Below are 18,555 nucleotides of genomic sequence, written 5' to 3'. Positions count from 1 at the left end.
CGGCGCGTTGATTGCTCGGGTTATTGCCTGTGTGTCTTGTGTTGCCTGGGAGGGCCTCTTCGCGAGCAGGCTCGCTCCCACAGTTGATCTTTGGTGCGGCAGAAATCGGCCTACTCACACAAACCCCTTGTGGGAGCGAGCCTGCTCGCGAAAGCGATCTAAAGAACGACGGTTCTATTCGCGTTCAAAAATACCCTTCTTTCAATGTGATAACCCACGGCCCGCGCCAGGGTCAGCCCTTCGATATCGCGCCCCTTGGCGATCAGGTCTTCCGGGTAGTGACTGTGGTCCACCACCTCCACGCCCTGGGCGATGATCGGCCCTTCGTCCAGGTCGTTGTTGATGTAGTGCGCCGTGGCGCCCACCAGTTTCACGCCCTTGTTGTAGGCCTGGTGATACGGCTTGGCGCCCTTGAAACCCGGCAGCAGGGAGTGGTGGATGTTGATTGCCTTGCCGTCGAGTTTCCGGCACAGCTCCGGCGACAGGACTTGCATGTAACGGGCAAGGATCACCAGTTCGGCGCCGGACTCTTCGATGACCTGCCAGACCTGACGCTCCTGGGACGGTTTGTCATTCGGGTCCAGCGGGAAGTGGTAGTACGGAATCTGGTGCCAGTCTGCCAACGGCTTGAGGTCCGGGTGATTGGACACCACGGCGACCACGTCCATCGACAGTTGGCCGATACGCTGACGGTAGAGCAAATCGTTGAGGCAGTGATCGGCCTTGGACACCATGATCACTACTTTCGGCCTGTGATGTGGCGGGGTCAGTTCGAAAACCATGCCGAAGGCTTCACCCCGTTCGGCCAAGCCTTTGCGGAATGACTCTTCGTCGAAGCCATCAGGCTGACGGAATTCCACACGAATGAAGAAACGGCCCGAGAGCCGGTCGTCGAAGGAATGGTGCTCGGTAACGTAACAGCCCTGCTCGAACAGAAAGCGCGTCACCGCGTCCACGGTGCCGAGAACGCTTGGGCAGTCGGCGGTCAGAATCCATGTGTCTGGGGCGCGGCTCATAGTGCGGTGACTCCTGTTCGTGGGTGACGCAGCTTTTGTAGCAGCTGCCGCCAGGCTGCGTCCGGCGGCGAAGCCGTCGCAATTTCGGGCACCCCGATTTCAATTCAGAATCGGGAGGTCAGGTATTACGACGGCTTCGCCGCCGAACGCAGCCTTCGGCAGCTGCTACATGGATCGCGACTGCTTTCAAACTCCTCAGGCCTGAACGCTCAGCCCGTATTCCGCCGCAGCGTCCTGCAACCACAACCACCAGTAATCCGAGAAGCTGCGACGGATCAGCAGTTCCCAGGTGTCTTCTGCGGTATGGCGGATTACCAGTTGCGACTTGGCGAACACCGTGCCGACAGCCTTGCCCACCGGGAAGCTGTTGGGGTGCACGTCGTAGCTGGTGGATTTCATCAGCACCTGACGCACGTTCGGGCCGCTCAGTTCGAGCAGTTGCTGGCCGCCACTGACGTTGGTGATTGCGATGTGCAGGTCGCCCAGCGCTTTACGCAGTTTTTGCTCGGCGGCGAATTCTTCACCGGTCGGCACGATCAGCAGCCATTCATCCGGCCCCATCCATTGCAGGCTGGTTTCGCCTTTGACCACGACAGTCAGCGCGCCCGGCAATTCGATGCCGAGTGCCTTGTGCACACCCGCGGCAAACGCCGCGTCGTGGCCATCACCACGAATGGTCAGGTGGCCGAGGAGTTTTTTCTCACGCACGATCACGCCGGCGTTTTTGCGGCCCTTGCCCACCAGGCTGGCGAGGTCGGCATGATGCAGCGACGACTCGGCCTTGGCCCCAGTGGTTGGGCGTTGTTGGTAAACATTGGCTGCGGTCATAAAGCACCTTTATCAATTCTGTTGGTTCCGGCCCTTGTGGTGACAGCACTACCGCCATCGCGAGCAAGCTCGCTCCCACATTGGATGGATGCCTGACACAAACTTTCCTGGCGACTTCAATCCTGTGGGAGCGAGCTTGCTCGCGATGCAGACGACGCGGTTGCGCGGCGCGCCCACAGGACCCGAGGCCATTAAACGTTCTGGCGATCACCCTTCGGATCGAAGAACACCGAAGAAACGATTTCCGCCTCGATCACACTGCCGTCGGCCAGCGGTGCGAACACGCGCTCACCCATGCGACTCAAGCCGCCCTTGACCACGCCCATGGCAAACGAATAGCCAAGGGAGTTATGGGCATAACTGGAGGTGACGTGACCGACCATGCTCATCGGGATGGCTTGCTTGGTGTTGAACACCAGTTGCGCACCTTCCGGCAGCCACTTGGTCGGATCGATCGGCTTCAGGCCAACCAACTGTTTGCGCTGATCACGCACGCAGTCTTCGCGGTTCATGCCACGTTGGCCAATCCACGAGAACGGTTTGGTGCGGCCCACACACCAGCCCATGTTCAGGTCGTCCGGGGTCATCGAGCCATCGGTGTCCTGGCCGACGATGATGAAGCCCTTCTCGGCGCGCAGAACGTGCATGGTTTCGGTGCCATAAGGGGTCAGGTTGTACTGCTTGCCCGCCTCGACGATTTTTTCCAGCACGCCCATGGCGTAGTCGGCCTGCACGTTGACTTCGTACGACAGTTCACCGGTAAACGAAATCCGGAATACCCGTGCCGGCACACCGCCGACCAGGCCTTCTTTCCAGGTCATGAACGGGAAGGCTTCGTTGCTCAGGTCGATGTCGGTGACCTGGCTGAGCAGCTTGCGGCTGTTCGGCCCGGACAGAGTCATCGTTGCCCAGTGGTCCGTCACGGAAGTGAAGTACACCTTCAGGTCTGGCCATTCGGTCTGGTGGTAGATTTCCAGCCATTGCAGCACGCGTGCAGCGCCGCCGGTGGTGGTGGTCATCACGAAATGGTTGTCGGCCAGGCATGCAGTCACGCCGTCGTCGAACACCATGCCGTCTTCTTTGCACATCAGGCCATAACGGGCCTTGCCCACATCGAGCTTGGTCCAGGCGTTGGTGTAGATGCGGTTAAGAAACTCGCGGCAGTCCGGGCCCTGGATGTCGATCTTGCCCAGGGTCGAAGCGTCCAGCAGGCCGACGCTGTCGCGCACGGCTTTGCATTCGCGCTTGACCGCGGTATGCAGGTCTTCACCGTTTTTCGGGAAGTACCACGGACGTTTCCACTGACCGACATCCTCGAACTCGGCGCCGTTCTTCACGTGCCAGTGATGCAGCGCGGTGTGACGGACAGGCTCGAAGATGTGCCCACAGTGACGACCGGCTACGGCGCCGAAGGTCACCGGCGTGTAGTTCGGGCGGAACATGGTGGTGCCCATTTGCGGGATGGTCACGTTCAGCGAACGGGCGGCGATGGCCAGGCCGTTGACGTTGCCGAGTTTGCCCTGGTCAGTACCGAAGCCCAGTGCGGTATAGCGTTTGACGTGCTCGACCGACTCGAAGCCTTCGCGGGTCGCCAGTTCGATGGCCGCTGCGGTGACGTCGTTTTGCAGGTCGACGAATTGCTTCGGCGCACGTGCGGTGCTCTTTTCGTGCGGCACCTGGAACAGCGCCAGCGTCGGTTCTTCGAGACGGCTCAGGGCTTTGGGCAGTGTGCCTTCAACCACGCTGAAACCGGCTTCGCTGGCAGCACGAGCGCCGCCTTCAAAACCATCGGCCAGGGAATCGCCAAGACCATAGACGCCGTTGATGCCGCCGACGCACACGCGTTTCTGCGGTGCTTCGCCCGGTACGAAACCGAGGATATCTTCACGCCAGATCGGTTTGCCGCCCAAGTGCGAAGCCAAGTGAACCACCGGGCTGTAACCGCCGGAACTGGCAACCAGGTCGCATTCGAGCCACTCACCAGGGCTGGTCACGGCATGCGATTTAACATCGATCGCGGCAACGCGAGCAGCGGTGACGTGCTTGCTGCCACGGGCCTCGATCACGGCGCTGCCGGTCAGGATGCGGATGCCTTTGGCCCGTGCTTCTTCCACCAGCGCACCGCGAGGATTGCTTCGAGCGTCAGCGATGGCCACGACTTGCAGGCTGGCATCCAGCCAATCCAGAGCAACGCGGTAGGCGTGGTCGTTGTTGGTCGACAGCACCAGTTTCTTGCCCGGTGCCACGCCGTAACGACGAATGTAAGTCGAGACGGCGCCAGCGAGCATGTTGCCCGGCACGTCGTTGTTGCCGTAGACCAGTGGACGCTCATGAGCGCCGGTCGCCAGCACCACGCGTTTGGCGCGAACACGGTGGATGCGCTGACGCACCTGGCCAATCGGCGCGCGGTCGCCGAGGTGATCGGTGAGGCGTTCGTGAATGGTCAGGAAGTTATGGTCGTGGTAGCCGTTGACCGTGGCGCGCGGCAACAGCAGCACGTCCGGGGTGTCTTTCAGTTCGGCGATGACGCTGGCGACCCACTCGGTCGCAGGCTTGCCGTCCAGGCTTTCGCGGGAATCGAGCAGGCTGCCGCCGAACTCTTCCTGCTCATCGGCCAGGATCACGCGGGCACCACTGCGAGCCGCCGCCAGTGCAGCGGCCAGGCCTGCCGGGCCACCGCCGACGATCAGCACGTCACAGTGCTGGTTCATGTAGTCGTAGGTGTCCGGATCGTTCTCGGTCGGCGAGCGTCCAAGACCGGCGGCCTTACGAATGTACTTCTCGTAAGTCATCCAGAACGATTGCGGGTACATGAAGGTTTTGTAGTAGAAGCCCGGTGGCATCAGCTTGCCGCCGACCTTGCCGAGAATCCCCATCATGTCGTTGTTCACGCTCGGCCAGCCGTTGGTGCTGGTGGCGACCAGGCCTTGATACAGCGCTTGTTGCGTGGCGCGTACGTTCGGGATCTGCGTGGCTTCGGTCGCGCCGATCTGCAGCACCGCGTTCGGCTCTTCGGCACCGGCGGCGAAGATGCCGCGCGGACGGGAATACTTGAAGCTGCGACCGATGATGTCGACACCGTTGGCCAGCAAGGCTGCGGCCAGGGAATCACCTTCAAAGCCTTTGTAGATCTGGCCGTTGAAGGAGAAGCTCAGCACTTTGTTGCGGTCGATCCGTCCGCCGTTGGACAGGCGATTGATCTGGCTCATACCTTCTCTCCCAGAGCCGTCGTGGCCGCTTTCGGGCTATCGGTCTTGTCAGTGAACTGCGGCTTGGTGCCGATCTTGTAGGTTTCGAGAATCTCGTAAGTCACGGTGTCGCGTGTGGCGTTGAAGTACTGACGGCAACCGGCGACGTGATCCCACAGTTCGTGGTGCAGGCCGCGAGGGTTATCGCGGAAGAACATGTAGTCGCCCCACTCCTCGTCGGTGCAGCTGGTCGGATCCAGAGGACGCGGGATGTGCGCCTGGCCGGATGCGTGGAATTCCTCTTCGGAGCGCAGTTCGCCGCAGTGAGGACAGAAGATATGCAACATGGGGATTTCTCCTGTTAGTGGGCAACCGCAGCAGCGCCGTGTTCATCGATCAACGCACCGTTGTGGAAACGGTCGATGGAGAAAGGTGCGGCCAATGGGTGCATTTCACCCTTGGCCAGGCTCGCGGCAAAGACGTTGCCCGAGCCAGGTGTTGCCTTGAAGCCACCGGTGCCCCAACCGCAGTTGAAGAACATGTTCGGTACCGGGGTTTTCGAGATGATCGGGCACGCATCCGGCGTGGTGTCGACGATGCCGCCCCACTGACGGTTCATGCGTACGCGGGACAGCACCGGGAACATTTCGACGATGGCCTGGATGGTGTGCTCGATCACCGGGTACGAACCCCGCTGGCCGTAGCCGTTGTAGCCGTCGATACCGGCACCGATCACCAGGTCGCCCTTGTCGGACTGGCTGATGTAACCGTGTACGGCGTTGGACATGATCACGCTGTCGATAATCGGCTTGATCGGCTCGGACACCAGCGCTTGCAGCGGGTGGGATTCGATCGGCAGACGGAAACCCGCGAGTTTGGCCATGTGCCCGGAGTTACCGGCGGTCACTACACCGACGCGCTTGGCGCCGATGAAGCCTTTGTTGGTTTCAACACCGATGCACACACCGTTTTCCTTGCGGAAGCCGATCACTTCGGTCTGCTGGATCAGGTCCACGCCCAAGGCGTCAGCGGCACGGGCAAAGCCCCACGCCACGGCATCGTGACGGGCCACGCCGCCGCGACGCTGGACGGTGGCGCCCATGACCGGGTAGCGGGTGTTCTTCGAGCAGTCGAGGTACGGAATCTCGTCGGCCACTTGTTTGGCATCGAGCAGTTCGCCATCCACGCCGTTGAGGCGGTTGGCGCTGACCCGACGCTCGGAATCACGAATGTCCTGCAGGGTGTGGCACAGGTTGTAAACGCCGCGCTGGGAGAACATCACGTTGTAGTTCAGGTCCTGGGACAGGCCTTCCCACAGTTTCATTGCGTGTTCGTACAGGTGCGCCGACTCGTCCCACAGGTAGTTGGAGCGAACGATGGTGGTGTTGCGCGCGGTGTTACCGCCGCCCAGCCAGCCCTTTTCGACCACGGCCACGTTGGTGATGCCGTGCTCTTTGGCCAGGTAGTAGGCGGTCGCCAGACCATGCCCGCCACCGCCGACGATAACCACGTCATAGACCTTTTTCGGGGTCGGCGTGCGCCACATCTTCTGCCAGTTTTCATGATGGCTGAGGGAGTGTTTGAAGAGGCCGAAGCCCGAGTAGCGTTGCATAGTCATTTACTCCAAAACCGCGCTCAGCGATAAACCGGGAAGTCCGCGCACAGGGCCGCAACCTGCTCGGCAACATTGGCCTCGACATCGGCATCGCCAAGGTTGTCGAGGATGTCGCAGATCCAGCCGGCCAGCGTGACGCACTGGGTCACCTTGAAGCCGCGCGTGGTCACCGCCGGGGTGCCGATACGCAGGCCGGAGGTCACGAACGGCGACTGTGGATCGTTCGGGACAGCATTCTTGTTGACGGTGATATGGGCGCGACCGAGTGCTGCATCCGCCTCTTTACCGGTGAGGCCCTGACGGATCAGGCTGACCAGGAACAGGTGGTTATCGGTACCGCCGGACACTACATCGTAGCCGCGTTTGATAAATACGCCGGCCATGGCCTGGGCATTATCGATCACTTGTTGTTGGTAAGCCTTGAAACCGGGCTCCAGCGCTTCCTTGAAGCACACCGCTTTACCCGCGATCACATGCATCAGCGGGCCGCCCTGGCCGCCGGGGAACACTGCTGCGTTGAATTTCTTTTCCAGCTCTTCGTTGGCCTTGGCCAGGATCAGGCCACCACGTGGACCGCGCAGGGTTTTGTGGGTGGTGGTGGTGACCACGTCGGCGTACGGCAGCGGGTTCGGGTACAGGCCGGCAGCGACCAGACCGGCTACGTGCGCCATGTCGACGAAGAAGTACGCGCCGACCTTGTCAGCGATCTGACGGAAACGCGGGAAGTCCAGGGTCTTGGAGTAAGCGGAGAACCCGGCGATGATCATTTTCGGCTTGTGCTCGACCGCCAGACGCTCGACTTCGTCGTAATCGATCAGGCCGGTGGTGGTGTCGATGCCGTACTGAACAGCGTTGTAGAGTTTGCCGGAGAAGCTGACTTTGGCGCCGTGGGTCAGGTGACCGCCGTGGGCCAGGCTCATGCCCAGCACAGTGTCGCCCGCATTCAGCAGCGCGAGGTAGACAGCGGCGTTGGCCTGGCTGCCGGAGTGCGGTTGCACGTTGGCGTAGTCCGCACCGAACAGTTGCTTGGCGCGCTCGATGGCCAGGGCTTCAACCTTGTCGACGTGCTCGCAGCCACCGTAGTAGCGCTTGCCCGGATAGCCTTCGGCGTACTTGTTGGTCAGGCCACTGCCCTGCGCTTCCATCACGCGTTTGCTGGTGTAGTTCTCTGACGCGATCAGCTCGATGTGATCTTCCTGGCGTTGCTCCTCGGCATTCATCGCCGCCAGCAGTGCATCGTCGTAACCCTGGATCTGGTCTTTCTTGCTGAACATCGCGTCTCTCCCAGCGGCGGCGGTGCGCCTTTCGTCTCGGTGAGGCACGTACCTTGCGGTCGTGCCCTTTGATGCGATGGTATGACCGGCGCAGACAGGCCAAATGCCTATGGACGCCACGCAAAGGTGCGTTTACGACATAGGCCGCAAAGAGGGTAATACGCACGCCTTGTAGCAGCTGCCGAAGGCTGCGTTTGACTGCTGCGCAGTCGAACGCAGCCTTCGGCAGCTGCTACAAAGACCGCATGTGTGTCAGAAGGTCGCGCAAAGCCAGAAGTGCGAGGAAATGCACGGGATAAAGCGCATACGCCCAGCGGCGCATCGGCGGCGGCTTGATGCCTCGTGCATGTCGCAATAGCAACAGTCCAAGCAATGGCGCGATCAGACACGCGGCGATACCGGGGACGGCGGAACTGTTGCCGAGCCTGGCGGCGCAAATCAACACCTGCCATTGATTGGCCGCGAGGCAGATCACCCCTGGCAACAGGCTGAAATACCAGGGGCGGTTGATCACCAGCAGCGTTGCCAGCGGCAACAACACACCGAAGAAGCCGAACATCAGTCGTTCCGAGAACAGTGCCGCCAACGTCAGAGCGCCAATCGCCAGCAGTCGCGACTGAAGCGTCTTATGCTGCCAGCCACGCGCCACCAGTAGGCCCAACGTCAACGTGGGCAGCACATTGAGGGTGTCGTGCTCAACAATGAACATCCGGTACGGGATTTCGCTGATGGCGCTAAACAGCAACAGCCAACCCAGGTAACGCCACGGCTGGCCAGACGTCTCTGCGCGGGTCCGGGACAGATTCGCCGCCATTGCCAGACAGAACCAGGGAAACGCCAGTCGTCCAGGAACAAACAGCAGATCGATGGAGTAGCCGACATATCGCAGGTGATCGAGCACCATACTCAACACGGCCAGCCACTTGAGCAGATCCAGTGCACTGTCCCGTTGAGTCACGTGCATAATTGCCCGTCGTCTTTGTATTTTTCTGTCAGACACATTGCGTGTGCTCCCCGGACGATCTTCGGTAAAGTGCGCACCATCATTGACCACGGGACACTTCACCATAGGCGTCTCGATTACGGAAAGCAGGGCCATGACCGATAAGAGCCAACAATTCGCCAGCGACAACTATTCCGGTATCTGCCCTGAAGCCTGGGCGGCCATGGAACAGGCCAACCACGGCCACCAACGCGCTTATGGCGACGACGAATGGACCGCCCGCGCGTCCGACGATTTCCGCAAACTGTTCGAAACCGACTGCGAAGTATTCTTCGCCTTCAACGGCACCGCGGCCAACTCCCTGGCCCTGTCGTCGCTGTGCCAGAGTTACCACAGCGTGATCTGCTCGGAAACCGCCCACGTCGAAACCGACGAGTGCGGCGCACCGGAATTTTTCTCCAACGGCTCCAAGTTGCTGATCGCCCGTACCGAAAACGGCAAGCTGACCCCGGAATCGATCCGCGAAGTCGCCCTCAAGCGTCAGGACATCCACTACCCGAAACCGCGCGTCGTGACCCTGACCCAGGCCACTGAAGTCGGCAGCGTCTACACCCCGGAAGAAATCCGCGCCATCAGCGCCACCTGCAAAGAGCTGGGCCTGAACCTGCACATGGACGGTGCGCGATTCTCCAACGCCTGTGCGTTCCTCGGGTGCACGCCAGCGGATCTGACCTGGAAGGCTGGCGTCGACGTGTTGTGCTTCGGCGGCACGAAAAACGGCATGGCGGTGGGTGAGGCGATTCTGTTCTTCAACCACAAATTGGCCGAAGACTTCGACTACCGCTGCAAACAGGCCGGTCAGCTGGCGTCAAAGATGCGCTTTCTGTCGGCACCGTGGGTCGGGATTCTGGAAAACGACGCCTGGCTCAAATACGCCCGCCACGCCAACCACTGCGCACAGTTGCTTGCTGAGCTGGTGAGCGACATTCCCGGCGTAGAACTGATGTTCCCGGTGCAGGCCAACGGCGTGTTCCTGCAACTGTCGGAACCGGCCATCGCCGCGCTGACCGCCAAGGGCTGGCGCTTCTACACCTTCATCGGCAACGGCGGCGCACGCTTCATGTGCTCGTGGGACACCGAAGAAGAGCGCGTACGTGAATTGGCGGCAGATATTCGCGAAGTGATGTCCCGCTAATCCCCACGCCGGTCTGCACGCCCTGTAGCAGCTGGCGAAGCCTGCATCCGGCTGCTGTAGGAGCGAAGCTTGCTCGCGAAGAACGATAACGCGGTGTGTCAGAACTGACGCCTTCGCGGGCAAGCCTCGCTCCTACAGCAGCCGGACGCAGGCTTCGCCAGCTGCTACAGATCAGCAGTCATTAAAGGTGCCTGGCGGTCGATCAGAACTCGATGCGCACGTCGCCCTTCGGCACGCTGCAGCAAGAAAGAATGAAACCTTCGGCTTCGTCTTCCTCGGTAATTCCGCCGTTGTGGTCCATCTCGACCTCGCCCCCCAGCTTCATCACCTTGCACGTCCCGCAAATCCCCATCCCGCATGCTTTCGGGATCAGCAGACCGAGCTTCGCCGCCGCCGCATGCACGGTTTCACCTGGCGCCACACGAATGCTCTTGCCGGATGTGGTGAATTCCACCTGATGCAGATCTGCCAGATCGATTTCCGGGGCGTCTGCGGCAATCTCTGCTTGTTCCACCGCATCGGCGCGGGCTTCCGGTGGCGTGGCGCCGAAGGATTCCTCGTGATACCGCTTCATGTCGAAGCCAGCGGTCTCGAGCATGCGCTTGACCGCATTCATGTACGGCGTCGGTCCGCAACAGAACACTTCTCGCTCAAGGAAGTCCGGTGCCATCAATTCAAGCATTCTGTGATTGAGGTAACCGCGATAACCGGCCCAGGGCTCACCCATACCATGCTTCTCGCAAATCAGGTGCAGGCTGAAGTTATCGATCCGCGACGCCATGTGTTCCAGTTCGCGGTGATAAATGATGTCTTTCGGCGAACGGGCACTGTGGATAAACACCATGTCGACATTGCCGTTGGTGTCGTAGAACCAGCGTGCCATCGACATGACAGGCGTGATCCCGACACCGCCGCTGAGGTACAGAACCTTCGGCGCCGTGAAGTCCATCGCGTTAAACAGCCCGACCGGCCCGTGCACCGCCAGCTCCTGGCCTTCATGCAGCGTGTCGTGCAGCCAGTTGGAGACCTTGCCGCCCGGTACGCGCTTGATCGTCACCGAAAAGCTGTACGGCACCGACGGCGAGCTGGAAATGGTGTAGGAGCGCATGATCGGCACGCCTTCGATTTCCAGCTCCAGGGTGACAAACTGCCCCGGCTTGAAAAAGAACAGGATCGGCTGGTCAGCCATAAAACAGAAGGTGCGCACATCCCAGGTTTCCTGGATGACTTTGACGCAACGGACGATGTGTCGGCCATTGGCCCAGGTCTGGGTGGTTACCGGATTCAGGAAGCTGTTGGACATGCTGTTCTCCACCGCCGATGGTCGGCCTTATGTTGGCAATTCTGCGTATAGCGCGAACCACCCATTTACCTATCTGCGACATTCACATACTTATCGCGACCAGCCCCCAACTGCCGGGGGTTGCGCGTCGGGAACAGAGTTGGCCATGTCGCTCGTGGATAAGGTTGCGGGCAACGCCGGCCCCACACTCGCTCCATACCAAGACATAACCTTTACACCTTGCGTAGCAAACCTGATCAGCCACTTTCGCCGGCCACACTGAATGGCCTTGAGGATTAAATGATGGACGTCACCACTACCCTGAGCCTGGGCGATCCACTGGAACCCGCACGCAAGGCCACCGCGCAGATGCTGCAAGAGCGCGAGCGTACTTTCTCGCTGCCGCAGCCGTTTTACTCTGACGAGCGGCTGTTTGATATCGACATGCAGGAAATCTTCCAGAAAGAATGGTTGATCGCCGGCATGACCTGCGAAATCCCGACCAAGGGCAACTTCCTGACCCTGGAAGTCGGCAAGAACCCGATCATCGTGATTCGCGGCGCCGACGGCGTGGTGCATGCGTTCCACAACGTCTGCCGCCATCGCGGTTCGCGGTTGTGCACCACTGAAAAAGGCAAAGTCGCCAAACTGGTTTGCCACTACCACCAGTGGACGTACGAACTGGACGGTCGCCTGCTGTTCGCCGGCACAGAAATGGGCGACGACTTCGACATGAAGCAGTACGGCCTCAAACCGGTCAACGTGAAGACCGCCGGTGGTTACATCTTCATCAGCCTGTCGGAGAACCCACCCGCCATTGATGACTTCCTGTCGACGCTGAGCCATTACATGGAACCGTACGACATGGAAAACACCAAGGTGGCCATCCAGACCACCTTGTTCGAAAAAGCCAACTGGAAACTGGTGCTGGAAAACAACCGCGAGTGCTACCACTGCAACGCGTCGCACCCGGAACTGCTCAAGACTCTGCTGGAATGGGACGACGTTACCGACCCGCGCGCCGACCAGGCCTTCAAGGATCACGTCGCCGACTCCGCCGCGGCCTGGGAAGCCGAGAAGATTCCTTACGCCCACGCCAGTTTCGGCCTGCGTAACCGCATCGTGCGCATGCCGCTGCTCAAAGGCACCGTGTCGATGACCCTGGACGGCAAACAAGGCTGCGCCAAACTCATGGGCCGCATCAAAAACCCGGACCTGGGCTCGATGCGCATCCTGCACCTGCCGCACTCCTGGAACCACTGCATGGGCGACCACATCATCGTCTTTACCGTGTGGCCGATCAGTGCGCAGGAAACCATGGTCACCACTAAGTGGATCGTGCACAAGGACGCTGTCGAAGGCGTGGATTACGACGTAGATCGCATGCGCAAGGTGTGGGACGAAACCAACAACCAGGACCGTCGCCTGGCTGAAGAGAACCAGCGCGGCATCAACTCCACGGCGTACCAGCCAGGGCCTTACTCCAAGACCTATGAGTTTGGTGTGGTGAATTTCGTGGATTGGTACAGCGAGCGTCTGCTGAACAACCTCGGTGCCGAGCCTGCGCCTTACCTCAAAGGCGTTCCGGTCCAGGGCTAACGTCAAAAGCTTCGCGAGCAGGCTCGCACATTGAATCTGTGTTGCTCACACAGCCAGTGTGGGAGCCTGCTCGCGAAGGCAGTTGACCTGTCCCAACTCTCATCCTTCGCAATACACCTCCCCCAGCATTAGAACTGTACGAAATATGACCTATTACGTTCAGGCCTATACGCAGCATGGCTTCCAGCCTTCAGCAAACAAGTTATCCACACCTCCACCCACAGCTAATGGGGACAAGTGCGGATTTGCCGAAAACTTTCTCCACAGAAACTGAAGAAAATCCGTGACTTATCCAGAACCAGGATTTTTGACGGTGATTGATTGTTTTTTGATCGATAGCTTGAAAGGCACGGTTTACGTGGGCTGCAGAGGATGGCGAACACCTTATCCACAGAAGCGCCAACAGACTTTGGGGGCAACTTCGGTGGATCTGTGGAAAACCGCATCAAGCCGCGATAAATCAAGGCTTTTGCATGATTTATCTGATTAAAACGGCGGATTGATCGTTTTTTAACCACAAACCTGAAAGGCCCGGTTTGTATGGGCTGCAGCGGACAGCGAACATCTTATCCACAGAAGCGCCAACAGAGATTGGGGGCAAGTATTGGCGCTCCTGCACACTTATCCTCTGGAAAAAGCTCGAAAAAACCGGGAGTTAGGCTGGTTGTTTTTTATACGAAGGCTTGCAGAGCTTGACGGGCATGGTGTGTAGCGAAGGACGAACATGTTATCCACAGAAGCGTTAACAGGGATTGTGGGTAAATTCTGTGGGAGCGAGCTTGCTCGCGATAGCGATGCATCAGGCGACCTCGATGCTGGATGTCAGTCCGTCATCGCGAGCAAGCTCGGCTCCTACAGGGATTTGCGTTCAGCTCAGGGCCGATACATCAAATAGGCTTCACCGGTGACCCGAATCATCGGATGCGGCGTGATCTGGCAGGTATCGACGATTCGGAAGCCATGCCGTTGATAAAACCGGCAGGCGCCGGTATTCGCGGCATAGTCGATCAGGCTCAAGCCATTGAGGCCCAACTGGTTGGCACGGTCGTAAGCGTAGGCTAGGAATTGTTGGCCCAGGCCTTGATTGCGCCAGCCCTCATGCAACGCCAGGCTCGAAATATAAAGCGTGTCGGGGATTTCCATCGTGGCATACGGCGCCAGGACTGGATCGGTGACAGGAGCCGCCTGTGGATCGTAACGCATCACATAGCTGTGCATCATGCCAATGACCTTCCCTTCTGCCTGCGCTATCACGCAGTTCTGATAGGAAAAATCGACGTCCTCACGGGCGTAACGACTGGCGCCTACGTCCAACAGGTCCTGGCCGGGCTGTGCCAGTTGGCTCCAGATGTAATCCGCAGCGCCCTCAGATGAAATCTGAAACAAACGCGCAATCTCCCGCGCATCGCTGCGCAGGGCCAAACGAAATTCAACTGCCATTATTTTTCCTTGTGGGAACGAGCCGGCTCGCTCCCACATTATTCGCGCGGCGCCGGTTATCGGTTAGCGAACCACGCCTTCTTCGATCAACAACTTGAGAATCGCTTCAGCTCCCGCTTGCGCAGTAACGCCTTTAAGCACCTGCCCGCCACCGCCGCTGGCCTTGGCCGTCGCGGCTTTCATCCGGTCCGCGCCGCTCTTGGCTTTGATCACCTTCAAGCGTTTGGGCCGTGGCTTGGCCGGTTGCAGGGTTGCCACCGTCAGCAGTTCATCGTCGATGACTTCCACTTCATCAGCCTGCAATACCCCGCGACGGGCCGGGCCGTAGGCGCTCTGCCGAGCTTTGGGCGCGGCGTTATCCACAGTGGCCAGAAACGGCAGGCGCACCTTCAAGCGACGCCGCTGACCACGGGGCAAGGCTTGCAGGACCAACGCCGAACTGCCGTCGATGGATTCCACTTGGGCCAATCCCACCACCAATGGCCAGCCGAGGCTTTCGGCCAGCAGGAACGGCAACATGCCCGAGCCTTCACCGGTTTCCGCCTGGCTGCCGGTCAGCACGACTTGTGCCCCGGCCTCCCGCAGATAGGCGGTCAACGCTGGCAACGCGTCGGCGCCATCCGGTTGTTCCAGCACGTGCAGTTGTTCCAGGCCCATGCCCAAGTAAGCTCGCAGCGCCGGTTCGGCAACGTCCCCGGCATGCAGCACTTGCAGGTTATTCCCCGCCAGTTGCAGGCCCAGTTCCACGGCCCGCGCATCTTGCTCGGCGCGACGTGGCCGGCCGGAGGTCGGATGGGCGCCGATGGACACCAGGCTGATGATTTTCGTGCTCATAACCCTTTCCTTCCCTTAAGCCGCATCGCGCTTGGCGTCGTTGCGGTAAGCCGCTACTGCTTCGATCAAGGCTTGAAGAATCTCGGCGCTCTCGCCAATCACCGACAGGTCGGCCCGCTTGATCATGTCGCAGCCCGGGTCCAGGTTGATGGCCACCACCTTGTCGCAGGCGCCAATGCCTTGCAGGTGCTGGATCGCCCCGGAAATGCCCACCGCCACATAAACCCGTGCGGTGACCCAGGTGCCGGACGCGCCGACCTGACGGTCGCGCGCCATGAAGCCATCGTCCACCGCCACGCGGGAGGCGCCTTCGGTGGCGCCCAAGGCTTCGGCCGTCCTGTGGAAAAGCCCCCAATCCTTGACGCCGTTGCCGCCGGAGAAGATGAACTCGGCTTCGGCCATCGGAATCGCTGCCGGGTCCACTGCCACGGCACCCAGATCCTCGATGCGCGACAGACTGCGGGCCACGGCTGTGGATAACTCCACCGGCAATGCTTCGTGACGGGTTTCGCTGACCGGTTCGGCGCATTCGGCAGCCGCCAGAATCAGTCGCGCAACCGGGCGTGCAAGGTCCTGCAGGCCAGCACCGGCGCGGCCGATGCATTCCTGATCCTTGACCTGCCAGACCCGCGTGGCCGGGCGTTCACCCAGCGCGGCGGCAAAGCGCCGGCCGAGCTCGCCGCCACCGCTGCGGCTGTCCGGCAGCAACCAGTGACGGGGGCTGAACTGGTTATCCACAGCCCGCAGGCCCTGAACCCGTTGTTCCGGTGCATAACCGCTGAACTCTTCGCCCGACAGTACCAACAGGCGATCGACGCCAGCCGTGGCAAAGGCATTCTCTTTGTGTTCGCCGAAGACCACGGCCAACACCGCGCCTTCCTTGCCGGCCAATTGATGAGCCAGGCCCAGCAAGTCGCGGTCATGACTGCTCAAACGGCCGCCGACCATATCCGGCACCACGCTGATGTAGAACGCCGGTTGCGGCACTTGATGCAGCGGCAATTGCACTTCAACAGCCGCCGAGCGTTTGGTCGCCCCACCCTGTTGAGCGCCGCTACGGTCAATCCGTTTGATACCGTTAGGACCGATAAAACCGATGCCATGCACGTTCTTGCGGATGAGGCCGTTGGGCCCCATCCAGCTGTGTTGCGCCGGTTGCATGGCCGCGTGCAGAGGGTGCAGGCGGTTACGGGCAATCCATTCGGCGCGGGGATCGCGGCGGATAATGTCGCTCATCAGTGCGCCTCCGCAGGTTCACGTTGGGCCGGTGTGGTCGGCTTGCTTGGGGCCGCGTCTTCGAGCAACGCGTCCGCCACCAGTTCGGCGATGTCCTTGATCAGCGGCCGGGGTTCGACCACACCTTCGAGCATCGCAGTGCACTGTGGACAACCCACGGCCACCAGTTCGGCGCCGGTTTCACGGATGTCTTCCATGCGCATGTCGGGAATCCGTTGCTTGCCCGGGATGTCGGTGATCGGTGCACCGCCACCACCGCCGCAGCAGCGCGAGCGGAAACCGGAACGTTGCATTTCCTTGATCTCGATCCCCAGGGCGCGCAGCACTTCACGCGGCGCCTCGTATTCACCGTTGTAGCGACCGAGGTAGCACGGATCGTGATACGTCACGCTGCTGCCTTTGTGCTGGCCGAGGTTGAGCGCGCCAGCGCCGATGATTTCCGCCATGTAGGTGCTGTGGTGCTGCACGACGTAGTTGCCATCGAAGGCGCCGTACTCGTTTTTCAACACGTGGAAGCTGTGCGGATCGCAGGTGACGATGCGGTTGAAGCTGTACTTGGCCAGGGTCTGGATGTTGCGTTTGGCCAACAGCTGGAACGTCGCTTCATCGCCCAGACGCCGGGCTACGTCACCGCTGTCGCGTTCTTCGAGTCCCAGCACGGCAAAGTCGACTTTGGCCGCTTTCAGCACTTTGACGAAGGCTCGCAGGGTGCGCTGGTTGCGCATGTCGAAGGCACCGTCGCCGACCCAGAACAGCACGTCGACGGATTTCTTGTCGCTGAGCAGATTCAGGTTCAAATCCGCCGCCCAGTTCATCCGGCCACCCGGGGCGAAGCCGCCAGGGTTGTCGGTGGCGATCAGGTTTTCCAGGACTTCGGCGCCCTTGTTCGGGGTCGCGCCTTTTTCCAGGGTCAGATGACGGCGCATGTCGACGATCGCGTCGACGTGCTCGATCATCATCGGGCATTCCTCGACGCAAGCGCGGCACGTGGTGCACGACCACAGCGTCTCGGCGTCTACCAGACCGTTGACGATCGGCTGATGCGGATTGCCGGCATGCTCGCCGATGGCTTTACCTGGATACGGGCTGCCGGCGAACTTGGCATCGGTGCCACCCGCCAGGCCGACCACCATGTCCTGAATCAGCTTTTTCGGGTTCAGCGGCTGGCCGGCGGCGAACGCCGGGCACGCCGCCTCACACTTACCGCACTGCACGCAGGCGTCAAAACCGAGCAGTTGGTTCCAGGTGAAATCCTTGGGTTTTTCCACGCCCAGCGGCGCGGTCGGGTCGTTCAGGTCCAGCGGTTTCAAACCGGTGGAACGACCACCATTAAAGCGTTCGGCGCGACGGTGCCAGGCCAGGTGCAACGCACCGGCGAAGGCGTGCTTCATTGGGCCGCCCCAGGTCATGCCGAAGAACAATTCCGAGACGCCCCAGAGCACGCCGATTCCGAGGATGACCGCCAACAGCCAACCACCGAAATTTTCCGGAAGAATGCCCGCCACCGGCAGGGTTACCAGGAAGAACGACGCGGAGAACGCCAGCAGGCTTTTCGGCAGGCGCATCCACGGACCTTTGGACAAACGGGCCGGCGGGTTGCGCCGACGCAGGTACACAAAGATCGCACCGACGAACATCACCGTCGTCATCAGCAGCAGTGCATAACCGAGGAAGCGGTTATGCAGTCCGAAACCGTGAACCAGAATCGCCAGCACGATGGACGCCACCGCACCACCGGCCGTGGCGACGTGGGTATTGGCAATGTATTTGTCCCGCGCGACGACATGGTGCAAATCGACCATGTAGCGCTTGGGCATGGCAAAGAGGCCGCCGATCAGGTCGACCTTCGAGGCACGACCTCGGCGCCACATTGCCACCCGCCGCAACGCGCCCAGAACCGCAAGGCCCAAGGCAGCGAACAACAGGATTGGAAGAAGGGTGTTCAACATGTGGAGCTCCCAAAGACCGAAAGGTCTTGCAGGCTTAACTAGCTGGATGCCTTGCCCGATTCCCGGTAGGAGCGAGGCTTGCCTGCGAAGGCGATGGATCAGCCGACATCAACGTTGAATGTCAGTCCGACTTCGCGGGCAAGCCTCGCTCCTACG

15 protein-coding genes are annotated in these 18,555 nt (G+C 60.5%); 3 read left to right on the top strand and 12 right to left on the bottom strand.

The features are described 5' to 3' along the window. Positions 1-158 precede the first annotated feature (158 nt). The 7 genes from purU to ACM6IR_RS02490 form a co-directional block, all read right to left on the bottom strand. Complete coding sequence (gene purU / locus ACM6IR_RS02520) at positions 159-1,016, bottom strand: formyltetrahydrofolate deformylase (protein ID WP_414906228.1); 858 nt, start codon at positions 1,014-1,016, stop codon at positions 159-161. 195 nt (positions 1,017-1,211) lie between these two features. After that, positions 1,212-1,844, bottom strand: coding sequence for a sarcosine oxidase subunit gamma (locus ACM6IR_RS02515; protein ID WP_414906227.1), 633 nt, complete (start codon positions 1,842-1,844; stop codon positions 1,212-1,214). Between the two features lie 191 nt (positions 1,845-2,035). Then, positions 2,036-5,053 carry a sarcosine oxidase subunit alpha gene (locus ACM6IR_RS02510; RefSeq protein ID WP_414906226.1) on the bottom strand — a complete coding sequence of 1,006 codons (3,018 nt, stop codon included), beginning with the start codon at positions 5,051-5,053 and terminating at the stop codon, positions 2,036-2,038. Beyond that, positions 5,050-5,379, bottom strand: a complete 330-nt coding sequence (locus tag ACM6IR_RS02505; RefSeq protein WP_414906225.1) for a sarcosine oxidase subunit delta — start codon at positions 5,377-5,379, stop codon at positions 5,050-5,052. Before ACM6IR_RS02505 ends, ACM6IR_RS02510 begins: the two co-directional genes overlap by 4 nt. Before the next feature lie 14 nt (positions 5,380-5,393). Then, positions 5,394-6,644: a sarcosine oxidase subunit beta gene (locus tag ACM6IR_RS02500; protein WP_007947735.1), complete on the bottom strand. Its 1,251-nt coding sequence runs from the start codon at positions 6,642-6,644 to the stop codon at positions 5,394-5,396. A gap of 23 nt (positions 6,645-6,667) precedes the next feature. Then, a complete protein-coding gene (gene glyA / locus ACM6IR_RS02495) occupies positions 6,668-7,921 on the bottom strand; it encodes a serine hydroxymethyltransferase (RefSeq protein ID WP_414906224.1) in 1,254 nt (417 codons plus the stop codon). 232 nt (positions 7,922-8,153) lie between these two features. Beyond that, on the bottom strand, positions 8,154-8,885 hold the full coding sequence (locus ACM6IR_RS02490) for a TraX family protein (RefSeq protein ID WP_414906223.1): 732 nt from the start codon (positions 8,883-8,885) through the stop codon (positions 8,154-8,156). Between the two features lie 133 nt (positions 8,886-9,018). On the opposite strand from ACM6IR_RS02490, the gene ACM6IR_RS02485 reads away from it, so the two are divergent. Next, complete coding sequence (locus tag ACM6IR_RS02485) at positions 9,019-10,059, top strand: low specificity L-threonine aldolase (RefSeq protein WP_414906222.1); 1,041 nt, start codon at positions 9,019-9,021, stop codon at positions 10,057-10,059. Positions 10,060-10,261: 202 nt separating this feature from the next. Here the strand turns inward: ACM6IR_RS02485 and gbcB are convergent, their stop codons facing one another. After that, a complete protein-coding gene (gene gbcB, locus ACM6IR_RS02480) occupies positions 10,262-11,362 on the bottom strand; it encodes a glycine-betaine demethylase subunit GbcB (protein WP_414906221.1) in 1,101 nt (366 codons plus the stop codon). 282 nt (positions 11,363-11,644) lie between these two features. On the opposite strand from gbcB, the gene gbcA reads away from it, so the two are divergent. Continuing rightward, on the top strand, positions 11,645-12,940 hold the full coding sequence (gene gbcA / locus ACM6IR_RS02475; RefSeq protein ID WP_414906220.1) for a glycine-betaine demethylase subunit GbcA: 1,296 nt from the start codon (positions 11,645-11,647) through the stop codon (positions 12,938-12,940). A 283-nt stretch (positions 12,941-13,223) separates the two neighbouring features. Beyond that, positions 13,224-13,430 (top strand): hypothetical protein, encoded by a 207-nt coding sequence (locus ACM6IR_RS02470; RefSeq protein WP_414906219.1) that lies wholly within the window; start codon positions 13,224-13,226, stop codon positions 13,428-13,430. Positions 13,431-13,813: 383 nt separating this feature from the next. On the opposite strand, the gene ACM6IR_RS02465 is transcribed toward ACM6IR_RS02470, so the two are convergent. From ACM6IR_RS02465 to dgcB, 4 genes are all read right to left on the bottom strand, one after another. Beyond that, entirely contained in the window at positions 13,814-14,380 is a 567-nt protein-coding gene (locus ACM6IR_RS02465; protein WP_414906218.1) for a GNAT family N-acetyltransferase, read from the bottom strand. A gap of 63 nt (positions 14,381-14,443) precedes the next feature. Beyond that, a complete protein-coding gene (locus ACM6IR_RS02460) occupies positions 14,444-15,214 on the bottom strand; it encodes an electron transfer flavoprotein subunit beta (RefSeq protein ID WP_414906217.1) in 771 nt (256 codons plus the stop codon). Between the two features lie 15 nt (positions 15,215-15,229). After that, positions 15,230-16,450: an electron transfer flavoprotein subunit alpha/FixB family protein gene (locus tag ACM6IR_RS02455; protein ID WP_414906216.1), complete on the bottom strand. Its 1,221-nt coding sequence runs from the start codon at positions 16,448-16,450 to the stop codon at positions 15,230-15,232. Further along, a complete protein-coding gene (dgcB, locus tag ACM6IR_RS02450; protein ID WP_414906215.1) occupies positions 16,450-18,399 on the bottom strand; it encodes a dimethylglycine demethylation protein DgcB in 1,950 nt (649 codons plus the stop codon). Before dgcB ends, ACM6IR_RS02455 begins: the two co-directional genes overlap by 1 nt. Positions 18,400-18,555: the final 156 nt, after the last annotated feature.

Origin of the sequence: Pseudomonas sp. IT-P253, from assembly GCF_949768125.1 — a bacterium.
Lineage (GTDB): Bacteria > Pseudomonadota > Gammaproteobacteria > Pseudomonadales > Pseudomonadaceae > Aquipseudomonas.
Note: the sequence above shows the minus strand (reverse complement) of the source record. Positions and strands in the feature narration are given on the sequence as shown.

Excerpts from the sequence above, each read along its gene's own strand:
- ACM6IR_RS02490 (WP_414906223.1), bottom strand. The coding sequence starts at position 8,885 with ATGCACGTGACTCAACGGGACAGTGCACTGGATCTGCTCAAGTGGCTG.
- ACM6IR_RS02460 (WP_414906217.1), bottom strand. The coding sequence starts at position 15,214 with ATGAGCACGAAAATCATCAGCCTGGTGTCCATCGGCGCCCATCCGACC.
- ACM6IR_RS02515 (WP_414906227.1), bottom strand. The coding sequence starts at position 1,844 with ATGACCGCAGCCAATGTTTACCAACAACGCCCAACCACTGGGGCCAAG.
- gbcB (WP_414906221.1), bottom strand. The coding sequence starts at position 11,362 with ATGTCCAACAGCTTCCTGAATCCGGTAACCACCCAGACCTGGGCCAAT.
- ACM6IR_RS02485 (WP_414906222.1), top strand. The coding sequence starts at position 9,019 with ATGACCGATAAGAGCCAACAATTCGCCAGCGACAACTATTCCGGTATC.
- ACM6IR_RS02455 (WP_414906216.1), bottom strand. The coding sequence starts at position 16,450 with ATGAGCGACATTATCCGCCGCGATCCCCGCGCCGAATGGATTGCCCGT.
- dgcB (WP_414906215.1), bottom strand. The coding sequence starts at position 18,399 with ATGTTGAACACCCTTCTTCCAATCCTGTTGTTCGCTGCCTTGGGCCTT.
- ACM6IR_RS02505 (WP_414906225.1), bottom strand. The coding sequence starts at position 5,379 with ATGTTGCATATCTTCTGTCCTCACTGCGGCGAACTGCGCTCCGAAGAG.
- ACM6IR_RS02510 (WP_414906226.1), bottom strand. The coding sequence starts at position 5,053 with ATGAGCCAGATCAATCGCCTGTCCAACGGCGGACGGATCGACCGCAAC.
- purU (WP_414906228.1), bottom strand. The coding sequence starts at position 1,016 with ATGAGCCGCGCCCCAGACACATGGATTCTGACCGCCGACTGCCCAAGC.
- glyA (WP_414906224.1), bottom strand. The coding sequence starts at position 7,921 with ATGTTCAGCAAGAAAGACCAGATCCAGGGTTACGACGATGCACTGCTG.
- ACM6IR_RS02465 (WP_414906218.1), bottom strand. The coding sequence starts at position 14,380 with ATGGCAGTTGAATTTCGTTTGGCCCTGCGCAGCGATGCGCGGGAGATT.
- gbcA (WP_414906220.1), top strand. The coding sequence starts at position 11,645 with ATGGACGTCACCACTACCCTGAGCCTGGGCGATCCACTGGAACCCGCA.
- ACM6IR_RS02500 (WP_007947735.1), bottom strand. The coding sequence starts at position 6,644 with ATGCAACGCTACTCGGGCTTCGGCCTCTTCAAACACTCCCTCAGCCAT.